General features: G+C 68.5%; 24 protein-coding genes. 7 read left to right on the top strand and 17 right to left on the bottom strand.

The features are described from left to right. From B1790_RS35260 to rimP, 4 genes are all read right to left on the bottom strand, one after another. Positions 1-298: translation initiation factor IF-2 N-terminal domain-containing protein (locus B1790_RS35260; protein WP_233165049.1), on the bottom strand; the 298-nt coding region annotated here is incomplete at its 3' end. Between the two features lie 74 nt (positions 299-372). After that, positions 373-741, bottom strand: a complete 369-nt coding sequence (locus B1790_RS10485; protein WP_079923157.1) for a YlxR family protein — start codon at positions 739-741, stop codon at positions 373-375. Between the two features lie 46 nt (positions 742-787). Continuing rightward, positions 788-1,819, bottom strand: a complete 1,032-nt coding sequence (gene nusA, locus B1790_RS10480) for a transcription termination factor NusA (protein WP_079923156.1) — start codon at positions 1,817-1,819, stop codon at positions 788-790. Continuing rightward, positions 1,816-2,370 carry a ribosome maturation factor RimP gene (gene rimP, locus B1790_RS10475; protein WP_079923155.1) on the bottom strand — a complete coding sequence of 185 codons (555 nt, stop codon included), beginning with the start codon at positions 2,368-2,370 and terminating at the stop codon, positions 1,816-1,818. The genes nusA and rimP overlap by 4 nt, the downstream gene beginning before the upstream one ends. Positions 2,371-2,536: 166 nt before the next feature. On the opposite strand from rimP, the gene B1790_RS10470 reads away from it, so the two are divergent. Both B1790_RS10470 and B1790_RS10465 read left to right on the top strand, forming a co-directional pair. After that, positions 2,537-3,067 carry a hypothetical protein gene (locus tag B1790_RS10470; protein ID WP_079923154.1) on the top strand — a complete coding sequence of 177 codons (531 nt, stop codon included), beginning with the start codon at positions 2,537-2,539 and terminating at the stop codon, positions 3,065-3,067. Next, positions 3,064-3,549, top strand: a complete 486-nt coding sequence (locus B1790_RS10465; protein ID WP_079923153.1) for a ferritin-like domain-containing protein — start codon at positions 3,064-3,066, stop codon at positions 3,547-3,549. The genes B1790_RS10470 and B1790_RS10465 overlap by 4 nt, the downstream gene beginning before the upstream one ends. On the opposite strand, the gene B1790_RS10460 is transcribed toward B1790_RS10465, so the two are convergent. The 4 genes from B1790_RS10460 to B1790_RS10445 are packed head-to-tail and all read right to left on the bottom strand — an operon-like array spanning position 3,550 to position 8,402. Further along, entirely contained in the window at positions 3,550-5,307 is a 1,758-nt protein-coding gene (locus B1790_RS10460; RefSeq protein ID WP_079923152.1) for a proline--tRNA ligase, read from the bottom strand. 27 nt (positions 5,308-5,334) lie between these two features. Next, a complete protein-coding gene (locus B1790_RS10455) occupies positions 5,335-6,012 on the bottom strand; it encodes a VOC family protein (RefSeq protein ID WP_079923151.1) in 678 nt (225 codons plus the stop codon). Positions 6,013-6,049: 37 nt separating this feature from the next. Further along, positions 6,050-7,555: an MFS transporter gene (locus B1790_RS10450; RefSeq protein WP_079923160.1), complete on the bottom strand. Its 1,506-nt coding sequence runs from the start codon at positions 7,553-7,555 to the stop codon at positions 6,050-6,052. Between the two features lie 10 nt (positions 7,556-7,565). Continuing rightward, positions 7,566-8,402, bottom strand: a complete 837-nt coding sequence (locus B1790_RS10445; RefSeq protein WP_079923150.1) for an SDR family oxidoreductase — start codon at positions 8,400-8,402, stop codon at positions 7,566-7,568. A gap of 128 nt (positions 8,403-8,530) precedes the next feature. Between B1790_RS10445 and B1790_RS10440 the strand changes: the two genes are divergently transcribed. Then, positions 8,531-9,451 carry a LysR family transcriptional regulator gene (locus tag B1790_RS10440; RefSeq protein ID WP_079923149.1) on the top strand — a complete coding sequence of 307 codons (921 nt, stop codon included), beginning with the start codon at positions 8,531-8,533 and terminating at the stop codon, positions 9,449-9,451. Here the strand turns inward: B1790_RS10440 and B1790_RS10435 are convergent. From B1790_RS10435 to mqo, 7 genes are all read right to left on the bottom strand, one after another. Then, the gene (locus B1790_RS10435) at positions 9,448-10,953 is read right to left on the bottom strand and encodes an MFS transporter (RefSeq protein WP_233165050.1); all 1,506 of its coding nucleotides are present in this window, start codon (positions 10,951-10,953) and stop codon (positions 9,448-9,450) included. The two genes, B1790_RS10440 and B1790_RS10435, sit on opposite strands and share 4 nt — an antisense overlap. A 105-nt stretch (positions 10,954-11,058) precedes the next feature. After that, positions 11,059-12,267 carry a uroporphyrinogen-III C-methyltransferase gene (gene cobA / locus B1790_RS10430; protein WP_079923147.1) on the bottom strand — a complete coding sequence of 403 codons (1,209 nt, stop codon included), beginning with the start codon at positions 12,265-12,267 and terminating at the stop codon, positions 11,059-11,061. Further along, on the bottom strand, positions 12,260-13,681 hold the full coding sequence (locus B1790_RS10425) for a cobyrinate a,c-diamide synthase (RefSeq protein WP_079923146.1): 1,422 nt from the start codon (positions 13,679-13,681) through the stop codon (positions 12,260-12,262). Before B1790_RS10425 ends, cobA begins: the two co-directional genes overlap by 8 nt. Then, positions 13,678-14,292, bottom strand: a complete 615-nt coding sequence (gene cobO, locus B1790_RS10420; protein WP_079923145.1) for a cob(I)yrinic acid a,c-diamide adenosyltransferase — start codon at positions 14,290-14,292, stop codon at positions 13,678-13,680. The genes B1790_RS10425 and cobO overlap by 4 nt, the downstream gene beginning before the upstream one ends. Positions 14,293-14,314: 22 nt before the next feature. After that, complete coding sequence (locus tag B1790_RS10415; RefSeq protein WP_079923144.1) at positions 14,315-16,228, bottom strand: magnesium chelatase subunit D family protein; 1,914 nt, start codon at positions 16,226-16,228, stop codon at positions 14,315-14,317. Positions 16,229-16,234: 6 nt separating this feature from the next. Then, positions 16,235-16,702, bottom strand: a complete 468-nt coding sequence (locus tag B1790_RS10410; RefSeq protein WP_079923143.1) for a GNAT family N-acetyltransferase — start codon at positions 16,700-16,702, stop codon at positions 16,235-16,237. Positions 16,703-16,712: 10 nt separating this feature from the next. Beyond that, entirely contained in the window at positions 16,713-18,218 is a 1,506-nt protein-coding gene (gene mqo, locus B1790_RS10405; protein ID WP_079923142.1) for a malate dehydrogenase (quinone), read from the bottom strand. Positions 18,219-18,365: 147 nt separating this feature from the next. Between mqo and B1790_RS10400 the strand changes: the two genes are divergently transcribed. From B1790_RS10400 to B1790_RS10385, 4 genes are all read left to right on the top strand, one after another. Next, positions 18,366-19,412 carry an alpha/beta hydrolase gene (locus B1790_RS10400; RefSeq protein ID WP_079923141.1) on the top strand — a complete coding sequence of 349 codons (1,047 nt, stop codon included), beginning with the start codon at positions 18,366-18,368 and terminating at the stop codon, positions 19,410-19,412. Between the two features lie 4 nt (positions 19,413-19,416). Then, a complete protein-coding gene (gene mtr, locus B1790_RS10395) occupies positions 19,417-20,820 on the top strand; it encodes a mycothione reductase (protein WP_079923140.1) in 1,404 nt (467 codons plus the stop codon). A gap of 195 nt (positions 20,821-21,015) precedes the next feature. Beyond that, positions 21,016-21,636 carry a superoxide dismutase gene (locus B1790_RS10390; protein ID WP_079923139.1) on the top strand — a complete coding sequence of 207 codons (621 nt, stop codon included), beginning with the start codon at positions 21,016-21,018 and terminating at the stop codon, positions 21,634-21,636. 74 nt (positions 21,637-21,710) lie between these two features. Further along, the gene (locus tag B1790_RS10385; protein ID WP_079923138.1) at positions 21,711-22,505 is read left to right on the top strand and encodes a phosphodiesterase; all 795 of its coding nucleotides are present in this window, start codon (positions 21,711-21,713) and stop codon (positions 22,503-22,505) included. Here the strand turns inward: B1790_RS10385 and B1790_RS10380 are convergent. Next, complete coding sequence (locus B1790_RS10380; RefSeq protein WP_079923137.1) at positions 22,490-23,602, bottom strand: HoxN/HupN/NixA family nickel/cobalt transporter; 1,113 nt, start codon at positions 23,600-23,602, stop codon at positions 22,490-22,492. The genes B1790_RS10385 and B1790_RS10380 overlap by 16 nt on opposite strands. An 80-nt stretch (positions 23,603-23,682) precedes the next feature. Next, a complete protein-coding gene (locus B1790_RS10375; RefSeq protein WP_079923136.1) occupies positions 23,683-24,009 on the bottom strand; it encodes a helix-turn-helix transcriptional regulator in 327 nt (108 codons plus the stop codon). Positions 24,010-24,035 lie beyond the last annotated feature (26 nt).

Raw genomic sequence — 24,035 nt, 5'->3', positions numbered from 1 at the left:
CGGCCTGCGGCTTCGGCGCGGCGGGCCGTGGCCCTCCGGGCTTGGGTGCCGAGCTGGTGACGCCGCCGTTCGCGGACACGCCGGCTGCGGGTGCCTTGGGCGCGGCGGGGGCCGCCTTCGGGGCGGCGGGCTTGGAGCCGCCACCCAATGCCTCACGGAGCCGTCGGGCGACGGGCGCTTCGACGGTTGAGGATGCTGATTTGACGAATTCGCCTTGCTCGCTCAGCCGGGCGAGAACTTCCTTGCTGGTGACACCGAGTTCTTTAGCCAACTCGTGCACGCGGGCCTTGCCTGCCACTACATCTCCTGTCTAGGAGGCGACAGCAGTGGGCCGCGCCTCGGGTTTAGCTATGACGCATGGTCATCGGAACTTCACGGTGTGCTCATGTTCTTGACTACCTGTTCTGTTGCCGGGCGAACCGAGTCTTCGTTTCTGGTGAAGAACTCGACCACCGCGGAGGTGTTCGGCGAACCGGTGATGCGCAACGCTCGTGCGAATGCTCGCCGCTTGATTGCCACCTGTAGACACTGCTCGTCGGAGTGCAGCCATGCACCCCGCCCAGGCAGATTACCCGCTGCATCGACGGTGACGGCGGATTCGCCGTCTCCATCGTCTACAGCGGCCACTCGAAGCAAATCGGCGGCCAGCTCACGCTTCCGGCATCCCACACACGTTCGCACTGGTCCTTCGGGACTTTTGTGCTGCCGCGCGCGGTTGGCCGAACTCTCGCGCTGGATCACGGTTCAGTCTACCGTCACGATCACCGCAGAAAGAAACGCGTGCCAACTACCCCTCGCGAGAGGCGCTGTGGGGCGCCTCCTTCTCGGGCGCGGGTTCCGCGTCACTGCGAATGTCGATGCGCCATCCGGTCAGTCGGGCGGCCAACCGAGCGTTCTGCCCTTCCTTGCCGATCGCCAGCGACAGTTGAAAGTCGGGAACGACGACACGGGCGGCTCTTGCGGCCTCGTCGATCACCGACACCGACACGACCTTGGCCGGCGAGAGTGCGTTGGCGACGTATCGCGCCGGGTCCTCGTCGAAGTCGATGATGTCGATCTTCTCGCCGGACAACTCGCTCATCACGTTGCGCACCCGCTGTCCCATGGGCCCGATGCAGGCACCCTTGGCGTTGAGGCCCGCGACCCGCGACCTGACCGCGATCTTCGAGCGGTGGCCGGCCTCGCGGGCGACCGCCGCGATCTCCACGGAGTTGTCCGCAATCTCGGGCACCTCCAGTGAGAACAGCTTCCGCACCAGGTTCGGGTGGGTACGTGACAACTCGATCTTCGGTTCGCGCGCACCGCGCGTCACGCCGATGACGTAGCAGCGCAGCCGATCCCCATGCGTGTAGGACTCCCCCGGCACCTGTTCGGCGGGCCTGATGACTCCCTCGGAACCCTTCGCCTCGGTGCCGAGGCGCACGACGACGTTGCCGCGGGTGTTCTCGCGGGCGTCGCGCTGGACAACGCCGCCGACGATGTCGCCTTCGCGCGCCGAGAACTCACCGAACATCCGTTCGTTCTCGGCGTCGCGGAACCGCTGCAGCATCACCTGACGGGCGGTGGTGGCCGCGACCCGGCCGAATCCCTCAGGGGTGTCGTCCCATTCGCTGACCAGGTTGCCGTCGTCGTCGGTTTCCCTCGCCATCACCTTGACGATGCCGCTCTTGCGGTCGATGTCGATGCGGGCCGCGGCTTCGTGCCCCTGGGTGTGGCGGTAGGCGGTCAGCAGCGCGGACTTGATGGTCTCGAGCAGTTCGTCGACCGGAATCCCCCGGTCCACTTCGATGGCATGCAGCGCACCCATGTCGATGTTCACTCTTCAACCTCCTCAACAGACACCCCGGCCAGCTCGAGCTCGAGCGGGTTCGGCGGTGAGAATTCCACCTGGACAACGGCATTGGCGACGTCGTCGATGGAAAGTTCGCGAATCTTTGGTTTGGCGCCACGGTTGGCGACGACCAGTCGCAGGACACCGTCACCCGGTTCCCCCAACCGCCCGACCACCTGGGAGCCGTCGGACAGCGTCACTTCGACCTTGCGCCCGTGGGCACGGCGAAAGTGTCGCTCGGAGGTCAACGGCCGGTCCACTCCGCGCGAGGTGACTTCCAGCACGTAGGTGGCTTCGTCAGGCGTGTCGTCGATCTGGTCGAGCAGTTCGGAGGCCAACCGCGACAGTTCGCCGAGGGCGTCCAGGTCGAGTCCGCCGTCACCATCGGCGATCACCACGATGCGTGGCGGCCGGGCGGCGGCCTCGACGACGACGTCGTCGACGTCGTATCCGGCGCGGCCGAATGCGCCTTCGAGCAGCTCGGTCACCTGCTGCGGGGACGGCAACCGCGCAGACCGTAGCGGATTCTCCGATGCCACGGTGAGCTCCTCGTCTTGAGTTGTACGGACGCGATTCCGCCAAGCGTTGCGTGGAACCGAGTGTCAAGGATACGCCAGCCGAGGGGCCACTCTTGGCAAACGTTCGGCGAGACGACCGCGGTCGAGTCCAGACGAGCCCGCGCCAGCGGGATGGCAGGATGTCGATGTGCCGAGCACCATTCCCACCGTCAGCAGGCGGCGCGTGCTCGTCGGCGCCACGGCGTTGGCCCTGCTGGGGGGCACCGTGGCCACGGCCTGCGGCTCGTCCCCGCCCGTCAAGGACGTCGACGCCCTGATCGCTGTGCTGGAGCGCGCCCGCGACGACAGTCAGCTGGCGGGCAACGCCGCGGCAGCGGCGGCACCCAAGATCGCGGCGGCGCTGTCGGTCGTCGCCGACCAGCGGGCCGCCCACGCTCGGGCCCTCACCGACGAGATCACCAGAATCTCCGGCGAGGCGCCCACCACCTCGGCGTCGACCTCTGCGTCGTCGACGTCTGCCACTCCGACGACGTCGGGTCCGCCCCCGAAGCCACCCACCAGCGCTGACGTGGTCGCCGCACTCAAGCAGTCGGCGGACGGCGCCGGCCTGCTCGCGACACAGCAGTCGGGGTACCGGGCCGGACTGCTCGGGTCGATCGCCGCGGCGTGCACGGCCGCGGCCACGGTCACCCTCGCCACTTCAGGGGTGACGTCGTGACCTCTCCCGACACCGGCTCGTCGACCGCACCGTCGCCGTCCCGCCCGTCGGACCCCGCCGACGCCGCCCTGTTCGACGCGGTCGCCGTCGAACACGGAGTCATCTACGGCTACGGGCTGGTCTCGGCACATTCGACACCCGACTCGAATCAGCTGGTGTCCAATTCCCTTGCGGGACATCGCGAACTGCGCGAAGAGGGCATCCGTCGACTCGTCGAGCGCAAGGTGACGCCCCCGATACCGGCGCTCGGTTACCAGCTGCCGTTCGTCGTCGACGACCCGACGGGTGCGGCGAAGCTCGCCGTCCGGATGGAGGAGGACTCCGCGGTCGCGTGGCGCGCGGTGCTCGAGCAGGCCGCTGCCGGTGACGACCGCGAACTGGCCGTCACCGCACTGACGCGCGCCGCGGTGACGGCCGCAAGGTGGCGAGCGGTGCTCGGCGTCGAGCCGACCACCGTCGCCTTCCCCGGCGGCAACGACTGACTAGCCGGCCAACTTGCCGGCGATCGTCGCGGCCGCGCCGTCGACCGCGATCTCCTCTACCTCGCCGCTGAACCGGTTTCGCAGCTCGACGACACCGTTGGCCCAGCCGCGTCCCACCACGACGAGCCACGGCACGCCGAGCAGTTCGGCGTCCTTGAACTTGACCCCCGGCGACATCTTGCGGTCGTCGAGAAGGGGTTCCACCCCGAGCAGGTCGAGCTGCTCGGCGAGTTCCGTTGCCCCGGTGCGGGCGTCGTCGTCCTTGTTGGCGATGACGACGTGCACGTCGAAGGGCGACACCGACGACGGCCAGCGCAAGCCGATGTCGTCGTGGCTCTGCTCGGCGATGACGGCCACCATCCGCGACACCCCGATGCCGTAGGAACCCATCGTCAGCCGCAACGGCTTGCCGTTCTCGCCGAGGACGTCGACGGTGAAGGCGTCGGCATACTTGCGGCCGAGCTGGAAGATGTGGCCGATCTCGATGCCGCGCGCCGAGACCAGCGGGCCTCCCCCGTCCGGCGACGGATCGCCGTCGCGCACCTCGGCGGCCTCGATGGTGCCGTCTGGCACGAAGTCCCGTCCCGCCACCAAGCCGACGACGTGCTTGCCGTCCTCGTCGGCTCCGGTGATCCAGGTGGTTCCGTCCACCACGCGTGGATCGACCAGGAAGCGAACACCGTTGGCCAACAACGCCTTTGGCCCGATGTATCCCTTGACCAGGAACGGGTACTTGGGAAAGTCCTCCGCAGGCAACATGACGTACTCGGCCGGGTCGAGGGCCGCACCCAGTCGCTTGTCGTCGACCTCCCGGTCACCGGGCACGCCGATCGCCAACAGCTCCCACTCGCCGCCCGGCTGGCGAACCTTCAGCAACACGTTCTTGAGGGTGTCGGCGGCCACGACGGTGCGACCCGCGAACTCGGGCAGGTTGGCACCGTTGGCCCAGTCCACCAGCGTCGCGATGGTCGGGGTGTTCTCCGTGTCGTGGACGACCGGCGCTGGCAGTCCCTCGACGGGCAGCGACTCGGGCCGCTGGGTGATCACGGCCTCCACGTTGGCCGCGTACCCGGATTCCAGGCAGCGGACGTAGGTGTCCTCCCCGACCTCGCTCTCGGCGAGGAATTCCTCCGACGCGCTGCCGCCCATCGCGCCCGACACCGCCGAGACGACGACGTACTTGACGCCCAGCCGCGCGAAGATCCGCTGGTAGGCCTCGCGGTGCGCGTCGTAGGCGGCCTTGAGACCGTCGTCGTCGACGTCGAACGAGTAGGAATCCTTCATCACGAACTCGCGCCCGCGCAGGATGCCGGCCCGCGGCCGCGCCTCGTCGCGGTACTTGGTCTGGATTTGGTAGAGCCGCAACGGGAAGTCCTTGTAGGAGGAGTACTCCCCCTTCACGGTGAGGGCGAAGATCTCCTCGTGGGTGGGCCCGAGCAGGTAGTCGTTGCCGCGGCGGTCCTTCAGGCGGAAGAGGCCTGCGCCGTACTCGGTCCACCGATTCGTGGTCTCGTACGGTGCGCGTGGGAGCAGGGCTGGTAGCAGGATCTCCTGTCCGCCAATGGCATTCATCTCCTCGCGGATGATCTGCTCGATCTTGCGGAACACGCGAAGCCCGAGGGGCAGCCAGCTGTACAACCCCGGTCCGATCGGCCGGATGTATCCGGCCCTGATGAGCAGCTTGTGGCTGGGCACCTCGGCGTCGGCGGGGTCGTCGCGCAGCGTGCGTAGGAACAGTTCGGACATGCGGGTGATCACAGCCGACAACCTTATCTACCCGCGCAGCTAGTCCCGACCCTGCCACGTGCATACGCACACCTCGTTGCCCTCGGGGTCGGCCAGGACCCAGAACGCGGGGGCGGCGGCATCGGACTTCAACGTGCCGCCCGCCGCCAGCGCCGCGTCGACGCGGGGCCGGGCCAGTTCGGGCGGGACGTCGACGTCGAGGTGGATGCGGTTTCGCTCGATTCGTGGCTCGTCCATCTGCTGAAACCAGATGGCGGGTCCGCGTCGCAGCGGGTCGACGAGGCCGCCGTCGGGCAGATCCATCTCGGCCGGCTGCTCGACGTACCCCGTCACCGCCTTCCAGAACGGCCTGACCAGGGGTATGTCGACGGCGTCGACCGCGATCTCGAAGGTCTGCGGCGCCACGTCGTCGACCGCAGGCTGCGTGTGCAGCCCGTGGGCCACCAGCGCTGCGGTCACGCGCGCGACCAGCTCCAGGTCGGGCTCGGTCACCGAGCCGGCGTCGACGGTGTGCACGCGGAGGACCAACCGGTCGGCGTGAAGGTCGACGGTGAGGTGCCCGTCAACCCCGTCGGTCGAGATCGCCACCGCGGCGGCCTCGGCTGCGGCGGCCAAGGTGGGCACCCGCACGTGGGTCACGGCGACCCCGAGGATCAGCCGCCAGCCCAGCGGGTCGACCACGTCGGAGATGCGTTGGCGGGTGAGTTGCTCGGTCATGGGGCCACGCTAACGCGGTGCCCCGACAGCCCACCCGTTACAGCTCGCCAGCCTCCACGGCCTCCTTCGTGTGCTGGGCGCGGGCGATGTCGCGGGCGGAGAAGCCGATCCAGAACGCGGCGACGCCGACCAGGATCGAGATGCCTGCCACCCACAGCAGGGAGTAGGTGTAGCCGGCTCCGAGCGCGTCGAGCTGGGTGGGCGTCATGTTCTTGACCGGGCCGGTGGTGCCCCCGAGGTACAGCGTGCGGGAGGTTTGCACCGCCATGATGGCGACCAGCACCAGCGGTCCGCCGAGGTTCTGCACCATCAGGGTGATCGCCGACACCGGACCGATCTCACGCGGCCCAACCCCGGCCACCGCGCACAGCGGCAGGATCACCGAGATGATGCCGATTCCGAAGCCGCCGAGCACGATCGGGATGAAGAGGTTCGGGAAGTACGGGATGCTGCGGTCCAGCGTGGAGCCGTAGAGCATGGCCGCGAGCACGTAGATTCCGCCACCGATGATCAGCCAGCGCGGCGCGACCAACGGCGCCAGCTTGGTGGCCAGTACGTTGCCGACGCCAACCGCGACGGCGAACGGCAGGAAGCACACGCCGGCCCGCAGCGCCGAGTAGCCAAGTACGTCCTGCGCGAGCAGGCCGACCATCACCGTCACGGTGAGCAGCACCCCGCCGCCGAGGAACCATGCGGTGAACGTCATCACCCGGTTGCGGTCGTTGAAGACCGAGAACGGCACCAGCGGATTCTCGGCGGTGCGCTCGGCAAGGAGGAAGGACACGAAGAAGACGATCGACGCGACGGCGGCGCCGATCACCCACGGGTCGACCCAGCCGCGCGGTGGTCCCTGGGTGAACACCAACACCGCCGACGTGCAGCCCAGCGTGGCCAGCAGTGCGCCGGTGATGTCCAGCTTGAGCCGTTCGTGGTGCGTCTCGCCGATCCGCAGCCATGCGATGACGATGATGACGATGCCGATCGGCACGTTCATCAGAAATGCCAGCCGCCACGAGATGACCGTGAGCAGTCCGCCGAGCACCAGCCCCATCACCGATCCGATGGCCTGCATTCCCGCCGAGACCGCCATGGCCTGGTTGCGCGCGTGTCCGACGGCGTAGGTCGTGGCGATGAGCGCCAGGCCGGTCGGGGCGGCGACGGCCGCGCCGATGCCCTGCAGGGCGCGCGCGGCGATGAGCGTGAACTCGTCCCCAGCCAGACCGCAGATCAGCGAGGCGATGGTGAACACCCCGACGCCGGAGAGAAAGGCGCGCTTCTGACCGATCGCGTCACCCACCCGCCCGCCGAGCAGCAGCAGCCCGCCGAAGGTCAGAACGTAGGCGGTGATCACCCAACTCTTGCCGGCGTCGGACAGGTCGAGATCGGCCTGCATGCGCGGTAGCGCGACGATGACGATGGTGCCGTCGAGGGTCGACATGAGCTGCATGCCGGTGATGGCCACGATGGCGATGCCGAGCACCGACGACGACAAGGGCGCGGTCGAATTCTCCGTCGAACCTGAGGTACCACCCGCGGCAGACATTGCCGACACCCTACCCAGCGGGACCGATCGTGAAACCGATGTCGGCGGTGGCGGCGTTGGCGCGCTGCGCGGTTAGTTCTTCGAGGCGGCCGCGCAACGCGTCGGTCACCAACTGCCAGGCGTCGGATCCCAGCACCAGCCGGCGGGGCGGATCGTCGGAGTCACCCGCCCGGATCATCGCAGCCACGGTCTTCTCCTGGCTGTCGACCATGTCGTCGATCGTCGGCGCAGGCCGGTCCGCCGGCCCACCCCGGTACGGCGCGCTCAGGGGTATCCGCGTCGCAGCGTCGAAGAAGCCGGTGCGGACGACGCCCGGCTCGACCAGGGTGGTCCGGATGCCGAACGGCTCGACCTCCTGGGCCAGCGCCTCGTAGAAGCCCTCGATGCCCCACTTCGTCACGTGGTAGAGGGAGAAGGCGGGAAAGGCGATGTGCGCGCCCATGCTCGACATCTGCATCAACAGGCCGCCGCCCGTGGCGCGCAGGTGCGGCACGGCCGCCCTGGCCAGGTGGATCGATCCGGTGAGGTTGGTGGCGATCATCGAGTCGATCTGCGCGTCGGTGAGGTCTTCGGCGACACCGAACACTCCGTAGCCTGCGTTGGCGACCACGACGTCGACTCGCGCGTGGGACGCGAACGCCTCGTCGGTCACGGCGCGGACGGCGGCGGGGTCGGTGACGTCGAGCGCCCGCACCCAGAACGCGTCGCCGTAGCGGTCGGCGAGGTCGGCGACGTGGCCGGTGTCGCGGACCGTCGCGGCGACGTGGTCGCCACGGGCCAGCAGTTGTTCGGCGAGTTCGCGTCCCATGCCGCGTGATGCTCCGACGATGAACCAGGTCTTGGGCATGTGTCTCTTCTCCTCGATGTCACGTGCTGTCGGTCCTGTTCAACCTCCGGGGCGGCGGCCGCAATCCATACCGGCCATGACGGTCTCAGATCGCTGCCATACGGTTGACGCATGGCTAGGGTGACGCCATGGACGACATGACCCTCGCGGGGCTGCGCGTGGTCCGTGAGGTGGCGACCCTCGGTTCGTTTACCGCCGCGGCCCGGTCACTCGGCTATTCGCAACCCGCCATCTCGCGCCAGGTCGCCGCCATGGAGGCCGCCGCCGGCGTGCCCCTGTTCGTGCGCAACGCTCGCGGGGTCAGTCCCAGTGCCGCTGGCGCGGCGGTGGTCGCCCGCGCCGGACGCATCCTGGCCGACGTCGACTCGTTGCGGCGCGATCTCGACGGGCTGGGCGACCGGCTGGCGGGCCGCGTGCGATTGGGCGTGTTCCCCGCGGCCGCCGCGGTTCTCGCGCCGCGCGCCATCGCACGGCTGGCCGGCGAACACCCCGGTCTCGAGGTACGGCTGACCGAGGCGTCGACCCCGGCGCTACTTCGAGAGGTGCGCGCCGGACGGGTGACGGTGGCCGTCATCGGCTCGGGCACGGGCCTTGAGGACTACGACCTGACCGGCTTGGCAGTACGGCGGGTGTTCGCCGGCGACCTCTGCGTCGCGGTCCCCGTTGGGCACCGGCTCGGCGCGGCGGCGACGGTGCCGGTCCGCGCGCTGGAAGGCGAATCGTGGGTGGTCGGCGAGGGCAACGCCGGCGATCCGCAGTTCGGACCTTGGCCGACGCTGACCGATCCGGTGGTCGCGCTGCGGACCAAGGGCTGGCAGGCCCGGCTGGGTTTGGTGGCCGCCGGGCTCGGCGTTTGTCTGCTACCCGAACTGGCCGCTCCGTCGGTGCCCAAGGGTGTGACGACCGTCCGCGTCGAGGACCCGAATTGGTTGGGCCGCGTCACCCTCGCGGTGACCCAGCCGACCCCCGGTGAGGCCGCGCGGGCCGCGGTCGCGGCGCTGGTCGCCGCCGGTGACGGCATTCGCGCCGAACCGGCACGGTCGGCCTAGATCTCGCCGGCGTCGATCGCTTCCTTGGTTTCCTGAGCCTGGGCGACCTGCTGCGCGGTGTAGCCGATGAAGAGCGCGACGACGCCGACGATGACGGCCACGGCCGCGACCCACAGCAACCCGTAGGTGTAGCCCTGGTCGAGGGCGTGCATCTGGGCGGCGTCCATGTTCTTGACCGGCCCGGTGGTTCCCCCGAGGTACAGCGTCCGCGACGTGATGACCGCCTGGATGACGGCAAGCACCACGGGGCCGCCGAGGCTCTGCAGCATCAGCGCGATGGCCGAGACCGGACCGATCTCGTCGATCGCGACGCCGGCGATGGCCGACACCGTGAGCGGCACGACGATCATGCCGATGCCGAAGCCGCCGACCGTGATCGGGATGACGAGGTTCGGGAAGTACGGGATGTCGCCGTTGAGCGTGGAGCCGTAGAGCATGGCCGCGAGGACGAAGACGCCACCGATGATCACCAGGACCCGCGGCGGCAGGATCGACACCAGGTAGGACGACAGGCCGAGCCCGATGCCGAGCGCGATGACGAACGGGATGAAGCCGATGCCGGCGCGAAGGGCGCTGTAACCCATGATGTCCTGCACGTACAGGCCGATCAGCACGGTCAGCGTGAACATGATGCCGCCGCCGAGGAACACCGCGGCGAACGTGGCAACCCGGTTGCGGTCGCGGAAGAGACTGAACGGCACGACGGGGTTGACCGCGGTGCGCTCGACGAAGAGGAAGGCGCCGAAGAGGACGAACGCCGCCACACACGAGCCCACCGTCAGCGGGGCGGACCAGCCCTTCTCCGGGCCCATCGAGAAACCGAAGACCGCGGCGGTGCACGCGAGGGTGGCGAGGATGGCGCCAGTCGCGTCGAGCTTCATCCGTTCGCGGTGCGTTTCGCTCAGGGTTCGGCGGGCCAGGTAGATCATCAGCAGACCGACCGGGACGTTCACCAGGAATGCCCAGCGCCAGGAGAATTCGGTCAGCGCGCCGCCGACGACGAGCCCCATCACCGAGCCGACGCCGGTCATGGCGGCGAACACCGCCGTTGCGGTGTTGCGGGCCGGACCCTTCGGGAACGTGGTCGCGATCAGGGCAAGGCCGGTGGGCGACGCGATGGCCGCGCCGACGCCCTGGGCGAGCCTGGCGATGACGAGGGTCGTCTCGTCCCACGCCACGCCGCAGAGGATGGACGCGATGGTGAACAGTGCGACACCGACGATGAAGGTGCGTTTGCGGCCGATGGTGTCGCCGAGTCGCCCGCCGAGCAGCATCAAGCCGCCGAAGGTCAACACGTATGCGGTGATGACCCAGCTGCGCCCCGCGTCGGACAGGTTGAGCTCGTCCTGGATCTTGGGGAGCGCGACGATCGCGACGGTGCTGTCCATCGTGGCCAGCAGCTGCATGCCGCCGATGGCGATGACCGCGGCGATGAAGCGGCGCGACGGTAGCCATTCGGGATACCAGCTGCTCTTGACGATCTGCGTCTGGGTGATCGGCATGGGAAGAGCTCGTTCGGCATCTCCCGCATCACGCTCAGCGGCGGCGCGGGCTGCGTCGTTGGGAGCCGTCATATCGGGTTACCCTACAGTAATCTTAAGAACCCTCTAAGTGGCGAAGCCCGCGACAGCCCCGATCACGATGATTGCGGGAGGTCGAATGCCGTCCGCGCGGATGTGTTCCGGCGCGTCGGCCAGCGTGGTGCGCAGGGTTCGCTGCGCGGCCGTCGTCCCGTGCTGCACCACCAGAACCGGCGTCTCCGCTGGTCGGCCGCCTTCCAGCAGAACCTTCGCGAACAATTCGATCCGTTCGACGGCCATCAGCAGGACGATCGTGCCGGACAGCGCGGCCAGCGCATCCCAATTCACTAACGATTCGGGGTGCCCCGGCGCAAGGTGGCCGCTGACCACCACGAACTCGTGGGTGACCCCGCGGTGGGTGACGGGAACGCCCGCCGCAGCAGGAACCGCTATGGCACTGGTCACACCGGGCACCACGGTGACCGGAATGCCCGCCTCGGCGCACGCCAGCAGCTCTTCGTGACCGCGCGCGAAGACGTACGGATCACCGCCCTTGAGCCGCACGACGAACTTGCCCGCCTTGGCGCGGTCGATCAGGACGGCGTTGATCGCGTCCTGGGCCATGAAGCGGCCGTAGGGGATCTTCGCGGCGTCGATCACCTCGACGTGCGGCGCCAGTTCGGCGATCAGTTCCTGGGGGGCCAGGCGATCGGCGACCACCACGTCTGCCTGTGCGAGCATCCTGCGCCCACGAACGGTGATGAGCTCGGGGTCGCCAGGGCCGCCGCCGACGAGGGCGACACCGGCGTACTGCGTGCCAGGTGCCCCGACCTCGGCGGAGGAGGCGATCACGCCCGTCTGCAAGGCCTCGTGGATGGCCGACCGGATGGCCGCCGAGCGGCGGTGCTCGCCGCTGGCCAGGACGCCGACGCTCAGTCCGTCGTATTCGAACGACGCGGGCGTCACCGCGGTGCCGTCGCGGGCGACGTCGGCCCGGACGCAGAAGATGCGCAGCCGTTCGGCCTCGGCGACGATCGCCGCGTTCACCGTGGGGTCGTCGGTCGCGGCGAGCGCGTACCAGGCACCCTCGAGGTCACCGGGTCGGAAGTCGCGCAGCACGAGGGTGATTCCGTCGAACGCCTCCACCGCGGGCGTCGCCGCACGGGCGATGACGTGCACGTCGGCCCCGTTGGCCAGCAGCAGCGGGATACGCCGCTGCGCGACGCTACCGCCACCGACGACGACCACCCGCTTGCCGTTCAAGCGCAGGCCGACGAGGTAGGCGTTCTCAGTCAATTCCTCGCTCCTCGCGTGCGCAGTCATGTCCTCGCTCCTCGCGTGCGCACCCGGCGAGCTTAGAGGTAAGTGCAGACCCTACGAACCGGGTGGCCGCCAGCGGGTGCGCCGCCGCGTGCGCGTGGAGATAGGCGGCGTGGACCCCGACGGTGACCGCGCCGTCGGTGACCGTGGCGCCGGCGCCGTCGCGGAAGCCCCATGCGGGCTCGCACTCCCCGACGAACGTGACGGCGGTGCGGTGGAACTCGTGTCCGACCACCCGGGCGCCGGCCCGGTGCACGGACGAGTCTCCTAGCGCGACCGCGTCGCGGTATCCCAGCGTCAGTCGCTCGGTGAATCGGGCGCTGCCGGGCACCACGCCGCACATCGGATGCCCGTCGAGTTCGTCGACCAGGTAGGTCAGGCCTGCGCATTCCGCGTGGATGGGAGCACCACGGCTCGCAAGCTCCCTGATCTGCCTGCGGACCACCTCGTTGTCGGAGAGCTCCGCGGTGAACTGTTCGGGGAAGCCGCCGGGGATCACCAGGGCGTCGGTGTCGTACGGCAGCGGATCGGTCAAGGGGTCGAACGCGACGACGTCCGCGCCTGCGGCGGCGAGCAACTCCGCGTGCTCCGGGTAGCCGAAGGTGAACGCTCGCCCCGCGGCCAGCGCGACGGTGACGCGACCCGCGACGGGTTCGGCGATCGTCGGCGTCCACGGCTCGGAGGCGACGTAGGACCGGGCAATGGCGGCCACCGCGGCCAGGTCGACGTGCTTGGCCACCAGCGTGGTCATCGCCTCGACGGCCGCGACGGCGTGCCTGCCGTGCTCGGTCGCCGTCACTAGGCCGAGATGCCGTGACGGCACGGCCAATTCGTCGGCCCGCGGGATGGCCCCGAGCACCGGAACGCCCGCCTGCTCGCACCCCTGCCGCAGAACCGCCTCGTGCCGAGGCGAGCCGACCCTGTTGAGGATGACGCCGGCCAGGTGGATCGAGCTGTCGAACGTCGAGAACCCGTGCACGACCGCGCCGATGCTGTGGCTCTGCCCGCGCGCGTCGACCAGCAGGATCACCGGCGCCCCGAGCAGACCGGCGACGTGGGCGGTCGAACCGCGGGCGAGCCCGGTGGCGTTCGGGTCGATGCGGCCGTCGAACATGCCCATCACGCCCTCCACCACCGCGAGGTCGGCGCCGTCGCTGCCGTGGCGGTAGAGCGGGCCGATCAGGTCGTCGCCGACCAGGACGGGATCAAGGTTGCGCCCCGGCCGACCGGAGGCGAGGGCGTGGTAGCCGGGGTCGATGAAGTCGGGCCCGACCTTGAACGGTGCGACGGTACGGCCGGCTCTGCGGAACGCGCCCATCAGGCCGGTCGCCACGGTGGTCTTTCCGCTGCCCGAGGACGGTGCGGCGATGACGACGGCCGGTGTGCTCACCACTCGATGCCGCGCTGACCCTTGCGCCCGGCGTCCATGGGGTGCTTGACCTTCGTCATCTCGGTGACCAGGTCGGCGGCGTCCAGCAGTCGCTGCGGGGCGTCGCGCCCGGTGATGACGACGTGTTGCCTGCCGGGCCGGTTGAGAAGGACCTCGACCACCTCGTCGACGTCCACCCACCCCCACTTCAACGGGTAGGTGAATTCGTCGAGCACGTAGAAGTCATGGCGCTCGTCGGCCAAGCGGCGTGCGATCTCGGCCCAGCCGTCGGCCGCCGCGGTGGCGTGGTCCACCTCCGAGCCGGGCTTCCTGGACCACGACCATCCGGAGCCCATCTTGTGCCACTCCACCGGGCCGCCGGCGCCGTGCTCCTCGTGCAGGCGGCCGAGTTCGCGAAATGCGGACTCCTCGCCCACCTTCCACTTCGCGCTCTTGACGAACTGGAAGACGCCGATGTCGAAGCCCTGATTCCACGCCCGCAGGGCCATCCCGAACGCCGCGGTGGACTTGCCCTTGCCAGGGCCGGTGTGGACGGCCAACAACGGGGCGTTGCGACGAGCCCGCGTCGTCAGGCCGTCGGCCGGGACGGCGACTGGTTGACCCTGTGGCATGGAACATCTCCTCCGTGACGAATCAGGCGGCGCGGTCGCCGGAATGCGATCGGACCAACCGGGTCAGACCGTCCGCGCGCAGCTCCGCGAGCCGAACCGCGGGCGCTTCAAGCTGGGTGGCCAGCACCTCGGCCAAACCCAAACGCACATAAGAGGTTTCGCAGTCGACCACCACGGCCGCCGCGCCCTCCGCCAGGAGCATCGCCGCCGCGGTGCGGGCTCGTCCGAGCGGGTCGGGTCCGCCGGTCGCCCTGCCGTCGGTGAGGACCACCACCAGACTGCGCCGCGCGCGGTCGCGCGCCTTCTCCCTGACCACCACGTCCTTGGCCGCGAGCAACCCCTGGGCCAGTGGTGTCTTGCCGCCGGTGTCGAAGCGGGCCAGGCGCCGGCCCGCGATGTGCACAGACGTGGTCGGCGGAAGCAACACCTGCGCCTGGGCGCCGCGGAAGGTGATCACGGCGACCTTGTCGCGACGCTGATAGGCGTCGCGAAGCAGCGACATGGTCGCGCCGCCGACCGCCGAGAGCCGGTCTCGCGCCGCCATCGACCCCGATGCGTCGACGAGGAAGATGACCAGGTTGCCTTCCCTGCCCTCGCGGATCGAGCGGCGCAGATCAGCGGGACCCAGCCGTGGCCGGCCCGGTCGGGTTTGACGTTCGGCGGCGGCCAGCAGGGTACCGAAGACGTGCAGCCCGTGACCGGCCTGCGGATCGTCGGTCGCGGCGATCGGTGTGCCGGTGCGGTTGCGGGCCCGGGACCGACGGCCGGGAGCACCCTCGCCGACTCCGGGCACCACGAGGGCCTTCGCGCGGAACGTGGCCGCGGGCGCGTCGTTGGGCCGCGGTGTGGACGACGGCGAATTGCGCTGCTGCGCAGGACCGCTCGACGCCTCGGATTCGGAGGACTCCGGCGCCTCTCCCCCGCCGCCACCCGGCGGGTCGGGCTCGGGTTCCGGCTCGTGATCCGGTCCGGGCTCCGGGTCCGGCCCCGGCTCGTCGGCGGCCTCGCCGGCCTGGCTCATCGCCTCGTCGAGCCGGTCTTGATCCAGGCCCGGGTCGTCGAACGGGTCGCGGCGACGACGGTGGGGCAGCGCGAGTTCGGCGGCGACGCGGACGTCCTGCTCCTCGACCCGCTCTCCGCCACGCCACGCGGCATGCGCCACCGCAGTCCGCGCGACCACCAGGTCCGCGCGCATCCCGTCCACGTCGAACGACGCACACAGCGCCGCAATCCGACGTAATTCACTGTCCGGCAACACGATCGAGGACACCATCGCGCGCGCAAGCGCAATCCGACGGGCCAGGTCGACGTCTCCGTCGGCGTATCGGGCGGCGAAACCGTCGGGATCGGCTTCGAAGTCCATGCGGCGCCGGATCACCTCGACCCTGGTGTCCACGTCGCGGGACGCGCGGACGTCCACGGTCAGGCCAAATCGGTCCAGCAGCTGGGGCCGCAGCTCACCCTCTTCGGGGTTCATGGTGCCGACGAGCATGAACCGGGCCTCGTGGCTGTGCGAGACACCGTCGCGCTCGACGTGGACCCGACCCATCGCGGCCGCGTCGAGGAGCACGTCGACCAGATGGTCGTGCAACAGGTTGACCTCGTCGACGTAGAGCACGCCGCCGTGCGCCCGCGCCAGCAGGCCCGGCGAGAAGGCGTGTTCGCCGTCGCGGAGTACGCGCTGCAGGTCCAGCGATCCGACGACCCTGTCCTCCGTGGCACCGATCGGCAGCTCGACGAGGCGGGCTCCCTCGTCGACGTCGGCGAGTACCGACGCCAACGCCCGAACGGCAGTCGACTTGGCAGTCCCCTTCTCGCCGCGGATCAGCACGCCGCCGATCTCTGGCCGCACCGCGCACAGAATGAGCGCGAGCCTCAGCTGATCCTGACCAACGAGTGCGGAGAAGGGATATGGCGTCGGAAGTGAAGTCGTCATCGCCTCTCAGCTTGCCCCATGAAGACCACTGCGCCGCAACATGGGGAGGTGCGGAATCCCGTCGTCGAGGAACTCGTCTCCGTCGGGGACGAAGCCGTGCTTGGCGTACATGTCCACGAGGTAGGTCTGGGCGTCGATGCGGCAGGGGTCGTCGCCGACCTCGGCGAGTGCGGCCTGCATCAGCCGGCTGGTGTGGCCGTGGCCTCGGTCGCTTCGCCTGGTGCAGACCCGACCGATCCGAAAGACCTTCTCGCCGCCGGGATGTTCCTCCATCAACCGCAGGGTCGAGACCACCTTGCCGTCGGAATCCTCGAGCCAGAAGTGTCGCGTCTCGGCAAGCAGGTCCCGTCCGTCCAGCTCGGGGTACGGCGTGGCCTGCTCGACGACGAACACCTCAACCCGAAGCTTCAGCAGCTCGTAGAGCGTCGCGGCGTCCAGGTCCTTCGCCCAGCTACGGCGCGGCGAGACGGTCACGGCGCCACCGTCATACGGGGACCGCGGGCACGTCCGTGGCCTTGTGGTCGAGCTTGAGCACCTTGGTACCCCAGTCCCACACTTCGCCGAAGAGCTTGGGGTCGCCGGACAGCTGGGTGCCGAACGACGGCACCATCTCCTTGATCTTGGGCTGCCACGACGGGAACCGGTCGGGAAAGCATCGTTCAAGGACGTCGAACATCGCCGGAACGGCCGTCGACGCGCCGGGCGAAGCGCCGAGCAGACCGGCGATGCTGCCGTCGGCCGCCGAGAGCACCGTGGTGCCGAATTCCAGCACGCCACCGGCGCCCTTCTTCCGGATCACCTGGACGCGCTGTCCCGCGATGTCGAGCTCCCAATCGGAATCGATTGCGCCGGGCGCGAATTCACGAAGCGCGTCCACCCGGTCGGCTTCGCTGAGGGCCAGTTGACCGACCAGGTACTTGACCAGGCTCATCTCGGTGAGGCCGACCCCGAGCATCGAGCCGAGGTTGTTCGGCTTGACCGAGAACGGCAGATCGGTGACCTTGCCCTGCTTGAGGAACTTCGGCGACCACCCGGCGAACGGGCCGAACAGCAGGTAGGACCGGCCGTTGATGATGCGAGTGTCCAAGTGCGGCACGGACATCGGCGGAGCTCCCAGCGGCGGGGCGCCGTAGACCTTGGCCTGGTGCTGGGCGGCCAGCTCGTGGTTCCCGGTGCGCAGCCACTGGCCGCCGACCGGGAAGCCGCCGAAGCCCTTGGCCTCATCGATGCCCGACTTCTGCAGCAGCGGAAGGGCGCCGCCACCGGCACCGACGAACACGAACTTGGCGTTGATCTTGCGCTTTTGGTGGGTGCGTCGGTTGGTGACCTTGAGCGTCCAGCTGCCGTCGGATTCCTTGGCGAGGTCACGCACCTCGTGGCCGAACAGCGTCGTCATGCCGCGTTCGACGGCGTAGCCGATCAGCTGCCGCGTCAGGGAACCGAAGTTGACGTCGGTGCCGTCCTGGGTCCAGTTCAGCGCGACGGGCTCCGAGAAGTCGCGCTTGGCGGCCATCAGGGGCAACCGACGGGCGAACTCGTCGGTTGAGTCGACGTACTCCATCGTCGCGAACAGCGGGTTGGTCACCAACGTTTCGCGGCGGCGCTTGAGGTAGTCGAGATGCTTGGCGCCGTGCACGAAGCTGACGTGCGGGATCGGGTTGAGGAAGCTGCGGACGTCGGGGATGACGCCGTTCTCCACCGCGTGTGCCCAGAACTGGCGCGACACCTGAAACTGCTCGTTGACGTGGACGGCCTTGGCGATCTCGACCGTGCCGTCGGCCCGTTGCGGGGTGTAGTTCAACTCACACAACGCGGAGTGCCCCGTGCCTGCGTTGTTCCACGGATCGCTGCTCTCGGCGGCGGCACCGTCGAGCCGCTCCACCAGCGTGATGGACCAGTCGGGCTCCATCAGCTTGAGCAGAGTGGCGAGCGTGGCGCTCATGATGCCCGCCCCCACCAGCACGACGTCGGTCTTGGCTACCTCAGACACGTGATCCTGGACCCTTCGTGGTCGCGAACTCCGCTCGTCACGGCTTTCAGATTTACCAGGTTATCCCCTGCGCGTCGGGCGCATTCCGTCGGCCGACACCCCTGCCGCCCCGCCGTGACGGGTCGACGTCCGCCTAGAGTTGAGGCCGTGACACCGAGGGAACCCGGCGAGGAGCCCGTGTGGCAACCCGACGTCCTTCCCGGGTACTGGCAGCAAACCCTGCCGCTCGGCCCCGATCCGGACGGCGAGGGTCAGCTGTTCGCCACGCTGGTCCGGCGCGGCGAGGCGGGTAGCGGCCCGCATGCGGTGCTGGCGCTGCACGGGTACACCGATTACTTCTTCAACACCGAGCTGGCCGACCACTTCGCCGATCGCGGCTTCCGGTTCTACGCGTTGGATCTGCACAAGTGCGGCCGCTCACGCCGCGAGGGGCAGACGCCGCACTTCACCACAGACCTGACCCGCTACGACGGTGAATTGGATCGTGCGCTGGCGCTGATCGCCCGCGACGCCGTCGACTCCCCCGCCGACCCGCCTCGGGTCTGCGTCTACGGACATTCGGCTGGCGGGCTCATCGCCACCCTGTGGTTGGACCGGCTTCGGGAGCGCGGGCAGGCGGCGCACATCGGAGGGCTGGTGCTCAACAGCCCGTTCTTCGACCTGCACGGGCCTGCGATCTTGCGCACCGCGCCGACGTCGGCGGCACTGATCGCACTGGCCCGGCTCCGCAAGCGGCAGGTGATCCGCAAGCCCACCCCCGGCGGCTACGGCACCACGCTGCATCGTGACTACGCCGGCGAATTCGACTACGACCTCGAGCTGAAGCCGCTCGGCGGGTTCCCCGTCACGTTTGGCTGGATCAACGCGATCCGCCGCGGTCAGGCGAAGCTGCACCGCGGTCTCGACGTCGGCGTGCCCAATCTGCTGCTGCGATCCGACCATTCCGTCGCCGAAGCCCCCCATCCCGAGGCGATCCAACGCGGCGACGCCGTCCTCGACGTCGCGCAGATCGCGCGCTGGGCCGGCTGCGTCGGGAACCGTCAGACCATCGCACCGATCACCGACGCCAAGCACGACGTCTTCCTGTCGCTGGCCGAGCCTCGCGCGGCTGCCTACAGCGAGCTGGCGCGTTGGCTCGACGACTATCTGGGCTCCGACTCTCGGAGCACGACAACGAATTTCGGACGGGACTAATTACGTGGAACACTTCGATCTGGCAATCATCGGCACGGGGTCTGGCAACAGCATCCCCGACCCGGGCGTCGACCCCAGGTACGGCGACATGCGGGTGGCGATCTGCGAGCAGGGCACCTTCGGTGGCACCTGCCTCAACGTCGGGTGCATCCCCACCAAGATGTTCGTCTACGCCGCAGAGGTCGCCGAGACCATCCGGCACAGCGCCCGGTACGGCATCGACTCGACGATCGACAAGGTCCGGTGGTCCGACATCGTCGACCGCGTCTTCGATCGGCGTATCGACCCGATCGCGGCGGGCGGCGAACGGTACAAGCGCGGCCTGCCCAACGTGCGGGTGTATGCCAGCCACACCAGGTTCGGCCCAACGCAGGCCGACGGCCGGTACACGTTGCGCACCGACGACGGCGACGAGTTCACCGCCGACAAGGTGGTCATCGCCGCGGGCTCGCGGGTGCACGTTCCGCCGGCCATCGCCGAGTGCGGCGTCGAGTACCACACCAGTGACGACGTGATGCGGATCGCCGAGCTTCCCGAACACTTGGTGATCGTGGGCGGCGGTTTCGTGGCTGCGGAGTTCGCGCACGTCTTCTCCGCCTTGGGCGTGCGCGTCACGATCGTGGTCCGCGGTTACGGTCTGTTGACCCACTGCGACGAGTCGATCTGCCATCCGTTCACCGACCTCGCCACGGAGAAGTGGGATTTGCGCACCCACGAGAACGTGGTCGGAGTGCGGCAACGCGACGGTGGCTGCGTGCTCGAGCTCGACGACGGCAAGACCATCGAGGCCGACATGCTGCTGGTCGCCACCGGGCGGGTGCCGAATGGGGATCAGCTCGACGCGGAGCTGGCCGGCGTCGAGGTCGACGACTCGGGCATGGTGGTGGTCGACGAATTTCAAAGGACCTCCGCGCGTGGCATCTTCGCGCTCGGCGACGTCTCGTCGGCGTATCAGCTCAAACACGTCGCCAACCACGAGATGCGGGTCGTGCGGCACAATCTGTTGCTCGACTGGGACGACACCGAGTCGATGCGCGCCTCCGATCACCGCTTCGTGCCGTCGGCGGTGTTCACCGATCCCCAGGTCGCGATGGTGGGCATGACCGAGGACGAAGCCAGAGCCGACGGATACGACGTGGTGACCAAGGTGCAGAAATTTGGCGACACCGCCTACGGCTGGGCGATGGAGGACGAGCACGGCCTGGTCAAACTGATCGGCGACCGGGCGACAGGCAAGATCCTCGGCGCCCACGTCATGGGCCACCAGGCGTCGTCGATCATCCAGCCGGTGATCCAGGCGATGACCTTCGGGCAGACCGCGAAAGAGGTTGCCGAGAACCAGTATTGGATCCATCCCGCGCTGCCGGAGGTCATCGAGAACGCACTTCTCGGGCTGGTGCAGGGCTAACCGTTGGCGCGGGTCGGGCCGTGATGCCAACTCCCGCTCGGTGTTGAGTCGGTTCAGATGCTTCCACAACGCCAACCCACGGCCCGACCTCGCATGCCTAGGTTATCACGTGAACACATGAACAGTTGGACAGATACGGCTGTTCGCCCCTAGGCTTCGTGGTGCACGGAACACGCATTGCGAGAAGGGAATTGCATGGCCGAGTACGCCCTACCCGATCTTGGTTACGACTACGGAGCGCTCGAACCGCACATCTCCGGTGAGATCAACGAGATTCACCACGGCAAGCACCACGCGACCTACGTCAAGGGTGTCAACGACGCCATCGCCAAGCTCGAGGAGGCGCGCGCCAACGACGACCACGCCGCAATCTTCGGAAACGAGAAGAACCTGGCGTTCCACCTCGGCGGCCACGTCAACCACTCGATCTGGTGGAAGAACCTGTCCCCCAACGGCGGTGACAAGCCCACCGGAGAACTGGCCGCCGCGATCGACGACCAGTTCGGATCGTTCGACAAGTTCCGGGCCCAGTTCACCGCCGCCGCCAACGGGCTGCAGGGTTCGGGCTGGGCGGTGCTCGGCTACGACACGCTTGGCCGGCGACTGCTCACCTTCCAGCTGTACGACCAGCAAGCCAACGTGCCGCTTGGCATCATCCCCCTGCTGCAGGTCGACATGTGGGAGCACGCCTACTACCTGCAGTACAAGAACGTGAAGGCCGACTACGTCAAGGCCTTCTGGAACGTCGTCAACTGGGCCGACGTCCAGGACCGGTTCGCCGGCGCCACCACGAAGGCACAGGGGCTGATCTTCTAGCGCACGGCAGTTGCGCTGCCGCCCGGCCACTTTCGTGTGAAGGTGGTTCCCATGAACGGAGTCGAGGCGGCGGCGTGCTCATAGCGCAACTGTCGGATCCCCACGTCCGGCCCAAGGGCGAGCTCTATCACGGGGTGGTGGATTCGAACGCCGGTCTCGCGGCGGCGGTCGAGCACGTGCTCACCCTGGACCGCCGCCCGGATCTGGTGCTGATCACCGGAGATCTGGTCGACCACGGCGAGCCCGCGGAATACGACAACGTCCGGGAAATCCTTCTGGCACTTCCCATTCCGTTCCTCGTCATCCCCGGCAACCACGACGATCGCGAGAACTTTCGCCTCGCCTTCGCCGATCACGACTACCTTCCTCGCCGTGGACCGCTGCACTACTGCGTCGACGACCATCCGGTGCGCATCATCGGACTGGACTCCACGGTGCCCGGCCACCACCACGGGCACGTCGACCAGCCCGGCCTGGAGTGGCTGGCCGCCACGTTGTCTCAGGACACCACCAAGCCGACGCTGATCATGCTTCACCACCCGCCGTTCGTCAGCGGCATTCCCTACCTCGACGAGTACCGGTACTTCGAGGGCGCCGAGCTTGCCGCCGTGGTCGAGCGCGCCCCGAACGTCGAGATCGTGATGTGCGGACACGTTCACCGGTCGATGGTCAGACGGTGGGCGCGGACCGTGATCGTCACGTGCCCAAGTACGACAACGGAGATCGACCTCCAACTCGCGGCGTCGGCGGAGTCATCCAGCCACGACGGACCACGTGGGTACCTGCTGCACCTCTGGGACGAGCCAGAGGGAATGACGAGCCACGCCAGGCAGATCGGTGACTTCGCGGGCCCCTATCCCTTCGCCTGAGGCTCCCAGCGTTCTTCGATGCGCCCGAAACGCCACACCGCGAGGGCGATCACCCACACCAGTACGAACAGCCCCACGATCGTGAAGCCGACGAACTCCAGGTCCGCCGAGCCGATGAACGCCAGCGGCCCCGAATCGATGCCGAGCCGGTCGACCAGCAGGCCGATCAGCACGATGCCGCCGATCACCAGGGCGACGAACACCGACAGCAGCGTGATGGTCAGGTTGTAGTACACCTTGCGGATCGGCTTGAGGAACGCCCAGCCATAGGCCCGAGCCATGAAGACACCGTCGGCGGCGTCGAACAGGCTCATGCCCGCCGCGAACAGCACCGGTAGCACCAGGATCGCGTACCAGGGCAGAGTGAAGGCCGCGGTACCCGCGGCGAGCACCAGCAAGGCCACCTGCGTCGCGGTGTCGAAGCCGAGTCCCATGAGCAGCCCCACCGGGTACAGGTGCCACGGCTTGCTGACCCGTCGCATCACGCGCCCGAGCAGCCGGGCGAGGAACCCGCGACTGTTGAGTTGGCGTTCCAGTTCGGCCTCGTCGAACTCACCGGTCCGCATCTCGCGGAACACCTTCGCGATGCCGACCACGGCGAACAGGTTGGTGAGCCCGATCAGGATGAGGAACGTGCCTGCCACCAGTGAGCCGATCATGCCGAGCGTTTGCAGCATCGACGAGTTCTCGTCCTGGACCGGCCCGATCAGCGCCTTGACGCCGAGAGCCAACAGGAACGCCAGCCCGAACACCACACTCGAGTGCCCCAGCGAGAACCAGAACCCGGTGGACAGCGATCGCTTGCCCTCGCCAACCAGCTTGCGGGTGGTGTTGTCGATGACCGCGATGTGATCGGCGTCGAAGGCGTGCCGCACTCCGAGCAGATAGGCGGTCAGGCCCAAGCCAACGCCGAACACGCCGGTGGAGCCCAAGGTGATGTGCTGCGGGGCGACGCCGAAGACCAGCACGCCCCAACCGAAGACGTGGAGGAAGACGACGACGGCACTCATACCGGCGATGGACAACCAGTCGGAACGATTCAACTTGCCCACCACGGTCGGGCTGAGCGGGGACTCCGACGACGTATCGAGGATCACACGGTCGAGCTTATGGGGATGTCCGCACGCCTGTCTAGCTGTACAGATGTTCAGGCCGACGGACTACCTGGATGGGCAGGTCAACCGTGCGCGGCGCCGATCCAGTGCAACAGATCGTGGACGATCTCGTCGTCGAGCCGGTAGGCCACCGACCGCCCGACCCGGGTACTGCTCACCCACCCCTGCTGGCGAAGCACCCGCAGTGCCTGAGAGACGGAATTCTCCGACCGGCCAACCACGGCGGCCAGGTCACTCACGCAAATACCGGGCGCACGATGCAGGCTGAGCAGGATCTCCAGCCGATTGGGATCGGACAGCAGGTCGAATCGCAAGTTCCAGCCGCTGATGTCGACGTCGGACAGCGCCGACGACGCACGTCGCACCATCGCCTCGCCGCCAGCTTCCATGTCTGCAACTTAGTCGACCGACAGGC

The organism is Mycobacterium sp. AT1 (genome assembly GCF_002043095.1).
GTDB lineage: Bacteria > Actinomycetota > Actinomycetes > Mycobacteriales > Mycobacteriaceae > Mycobacterium.
This window is presented reverse-complemented; position numbering and strand designations above follow the sequence as displayed.

Bases quoted from the DNA above. Each gene is read 5' to 3' on its own strand.
- B1790_RS10390 (WP_079923139.1), top strand. From the start codon at position 21,016: ATGGCCGAGTACGCCCTACCCGATCTTGGTTACGACTACGGAGCGCTC.
- B1790_RS10445 (WP_079923150.1), bottom strand. From the start codon at position 8,402: ATGCCCAAGACCTGGTTCATCGTCGGAGCATCACGCGGCATGGGACGC.
- B1790_RS10415 (WP_079923144.1), bottom strand. From the start codon at position 16,228: ATGACGACTTCACTTCCGACGCCATATCCCTTCTCCGCACTCGTTGGT.
- B1790_RS10440 (WP_079923149.1), top strand. From the start codon at position 8,531: ATGGACGACATGACCCTCGCGGGGCTGCGCGTGGTCCGTGAGGTGGCG.
- B1790_RS10375 (WP_079923136.1), bottom strand. From the start codon at position 24,009: ATGGAAGCTGGCGGCGAGGCGATGGTGCGACGTGCGTCGTCGGCGCTG.
- B1790_RS10455 (WP_079923151.1), bottom strand. From the start codon at position 6,012: ATGACCGAGCAACTCACCCGCCAACGCATCTCCGACGTGGTCGACCCG.
- B1790_RS10435 (WP_233165050.1), bottom strand. From the start codon at position 10,953: ATGCCGATCACCCAGACGCAGATCGTCAAGAGCAGCTGGTATCCCGAA.
- B1790_RS10450 (WP_079923160.1), bottom strand. From the start codon at position 7,555: ATGTCTGCCGCGGGTGGTACCTCAGGTTCGACGGAGAATTCGACCGCG.
- cobO (WP_079923145.1), bottom strand. From the start codon at position 14,292: ATGCCACAGGGTCAACCAGTCGCCGTCCCGGCCGACGGCCTGACGACG.